We start from the raw sequence: 3,367 nt of genomic DNA, 5'->3' as shown, positions 1-3,367 counted from the left end.
CGCCCTACACATATTTGGTTTGTCGAAACAATGTTCAGTTTTCAAAGGTCTACCAGTCATCTGCTCTCGCAGACAACTTAATAATCATATCATTCAAACAATATGATGTCAACAATAAGTTTGATTTAATCAAGCCGTGAATTGTTGGCTGCCTAATGAAGCAGCTCAATTAATATACCATTTTGTCAGACCGCTTGTCAACAAGCAATTTAACCTTTTAAATTAACGAACCGCTGTCGTAAAAGACAACTTAAACAATATACCATGCACATCATCTCACTGTCAACAAAGATTCCAAACTAATGTCGATAGCCCACTATTCGTTTGTAGCGGCTCCAGATCCGTCCCTCACTCTCTCCATATCACGGACCAGAAGTCTCTTTTGGGTGGATGTCGCCGTGACGCTTGCCAGTATGTCTAATTTGCAACTCATATTTCCGGCCAAACCTCCCCAAACTAAATCCGCCGTCTCGAAAAGATTACCGCACCGACCCCAACAAAGAATACCGCCCACACAAGACCGCCGACACTCAACTGCTGGATCGTCAAATGGGTCACGTTCTGCTGATAACTAGGATTGGCATACTCCTCCTGTAAGAAGAACATGTTAAATGGATTCCATTTCATCACTGGCAATAACGACTTAAACGACTGCAATACCAAACTGGACACCCCTTCCCCCATGAAGCAGACACCCATGCCAATAGCGATTGCCGCCGCATTGTTATGACTACAGCTTGCCAGCAAGAAGACCAGTCCAATAATCATCACACCACCATACATATCCAGCCCCGCATTAGTCACTAGATTAACCAATAGCGACTGGTGATAGCGGTAAATGGTTTGCCAGTGTAGGCCCGGACCAGCACTAGTCTTGAGCAATAGTGTCACGAGGATAGCCAACCCATGGCCTAACACGCTATACCCGAGAACTAGTACATACTTCCCCACAAAGATCGTCCAGCGATGATTCACCTGCGTCGCCAACTGTTTGATCGTCCCATACTCGAATTCCATGGTCACACAGCTAGCGCCAATCACAATGATAAGCATCGTCAGCCATTGAAAACCGCCATACGCCGATGAAATATAAAATTTCTGATCACTGACTGATGCGCCGTGGGCCGTCATAGCCAATCCGACCATTAAGAAGACTAGGAGGACGGGGGCCAGCCACGCCATACGTTGATGTCTGAATTTAAAAATCTCCTGCTGCAATACTCGTCCCATAACCTATACCTTCCTCTCCGCTAATAAGCGTAACAAAACTGTCTCTAGATCTTCCTCGTGCTGGTTCACCTTTAAAATCTGGATGTGCGCGTCAAGTAGGGTCCGCAGTAAGGGCGTCAACGCAACCGGCTTCGTCACGATCAAGTTGCTGCCCCGCTGTGTCACTGGATAGCCTGCCTGTAAAAGCACCTGCAACCCCCGCGCATCTTCCGTTGTCCGCACCACTAATGCATGTCGCGCCGATTCCTGAAGTTGCGTCATCGTCCGTTGGAGCAACACTTCTCCCTGATCAATTAAGATCACCGTATCAATGATCTTTTCCAGCTCACTCAAAATATGGCTGGAAATTAAAAATGTGGTTCCTTCTCCTGCCAACTGACCAATCAAATGGCGTAGTCGCTTAACCGATTGGGGGTCCAACCCATTCATTGGCTCATCCAATATGACTAACCGTGGTCGATTCACTAATGCCATCGCGATTCCCAGCTTCTGTTTCATGCCTAGTGAGTACCGTTTGGCCGGCCGGTGGATGTAAGTTTCCATTTGAAGGGCCTGCACCACCCACGTCATTTGTTCCGCGGAAGTCGTCATCAATTGCAAATGTTGCCAGCCGCTCAGAAATGGATAAATTGCCGGATGTTCGATGAGCGCACCTACCTGTTGGGTCACGACAGTATGGGTATTGACTGAAACGGGGTGACCCAAAATACGAACGTTGCCAGCATCCGTTGTTAGTAATCCCAACAATACTTTCATAATGGTCGTCTTGCCCGCACCATTCGGCCCAACTAAGCCGACAACTTTACCAGCTGAAAACGCGAAATTCACATCACGCAAGACTCCGCGGCGGCTGAACTTTTTCTGTAGCCCGGTTACTTGAACTATTTTCTCTTGCCCACGTTGCACTGGACATCATCTCCTCTACTCCCTTTCAGCGTACCCGTTCAAATCCCCGAATGATACGGATGCTAGCGAGAATAGCTTGCTATTTCCCGTTGATTCTCTATGCTAGAGTTAATCGCAATTATTAAGGAAGTGAGGTGCCCCCATGGCATCAACAGAACTAGGCGCACGTTTGAGACAATTCCGGCAATCCCAACAATTGACCCAAACGGCACTGGCAAACCAACTACACGTCTCGCGACAAACCGTTTCCAGCTGGGAGACCGGTCGGAACCAACCGGACATCGCCACCATTACCCAATTAGCCACGTTATATGCTGTTCCAGTAGATGATCTCTTGCAGGGCGCGACAGCAGAACCCGTCACAAAAGCAGTTGCCCACCCAAGCTCGATCTTATTAGTGGTCCTGTTCGGCATTCTCCTAGTGGAACGCATCACTCAGTTTTCAACTTTCCCCGGCCTCTATTGGATTGACTTTCTTATCCTTTTGCTGATTGGCCTTATGAGTAATTTAGGCATTGCCCGGCGCCACCCAAGCATTTGGACGAGTCGGGTACATTGGACTGGCCTAACGGTGTTTGCCGCGCTGAGCCTCATTAGTGGGAGTATCAACGCCTTTAATATGGGCTTTGGTCTCATGACGACCTGCCAATTCAGTGGTCTAGTGGTTGTCATCGCACTAGTCAGGAAATACTGGCAATCTCGATTCGTTAAAGTTAGATAACACTAGAGTAGTCGTCATACATGAGGCCTACTTTAGTTGCTCATAAAAACAGGTAACGACCTTCCTGCATGGAAGCGCCGTTACCTGTTTTTATTAACTATTCTTCTAATCCCGCTTAGTTGGCAAGCACTCTGTTTCAACGATAATGCATTCCATCGCTATCAGCCATTAAAAATGTTAGAAACGAACAACACTAAATTCAATTGGAAGTCGGTTCAGAATTGACTATCACTAGATTAATCCTTATGAGCTTGGATGTGTTTAGTCAGATTACCAGGCACCATCATTTATGATGCGCTCGATTTGCTTGAACATGTCACAAGGGAAAATATAACACAGTAATTATTACATGGAAGATACCCGAATACACCGTTCGTTTTGTTTCTGACGCCACTCACCCGTCCAGGTACACTGACGTTGTGGTCATGCGTCCGCTTTTCTTTTAATTTTTTGCATAAAAAAAGAACCCTCACAGGGTTCTTTCGTTCGCGTGGCAACGTCCTATCCTCG

At 47.0% G+C, this 3,367-nt stretch carries 3 protein-coding genes; 1 reads left to right on the top strand and 2 read right to left on the bottom strand.

Going from position 1 to position 3,367, the window contains the following annotated elements; all coding sequences use genetic code 11:
• Nucleotides 1-456 precede the first annotated feature (456 nt).
• On the bottom strand, nt 457-1,230 hold the full coding sequence (locus IV54_RS07535; RefSeq protein ID WP_083488554.1) for an ABC transporter permease: 774 nt from the start codon (nt 1,228-1,230) through the stop codon (nt 457-459).
• A gap of 3 nt (nt 1,231-1,233) precedes the next feature.
• Nucleotides 1,234-2,136, bottom strand: coding sequence for an ABC transporter ATP-binding protein (locus IV54_RS07530; protein ID WP_057878769.1), 903 nt, complete (start codon nt 2,134-2,136; stop codon nt 1,234-1,236).
• A gap of 142 nt (nt 2,137-2,278) precedes the next feature.
• Here IV54_RS07530 and IV54_RS07525 point away from each other — a divergent pair, with 142 nt between their 5' ends.
• A complete protein-coding gene (locus tag IV54_RS07525) occupies nt 2,279-2,857 on the top strand; it encodes a helix-turn-helix domain-containing protein (RefSeq protein ID WP_057878768.1) in 579 nt (192 codons plus the stop codon).
• The last annotated feature ends 510 nt before the right edge of the window (nt 2,858-3,367 follow it).

Source organism: Levilactobacillus paucivorans (genome assembly GCF_001437125.1).
In the GTDB taxonomy this organism is placed as follows: Bacteria; Bacillota; Bacilli; order Lactobacillales; family Lactobacillaceae; genus Levilactobacillus; species Levilactobacillus paucivorans.
Note: the sequence above shows the minus strand (reverse complement) of the source record. Positions and strands in the feature narration are given on the sequence as shown.

Excerpts from the sequence above, each read along its gene's own strand:
- IV54_RS07535 (WP_083488554.1), bottom strand. The coding sequence starts at position 1,230 with ATGGGACGAGTATTGCAGCAGGAGATTTTTAAATTCAGACATCAACGT.
- IV54_RS07525 (WP_057878768.1), top strand. The coding sequence starts at position 2,279 with ATGGCATCAACAGAACTAGGCGCACGTTTGAGACAATTCCGGCAATCC.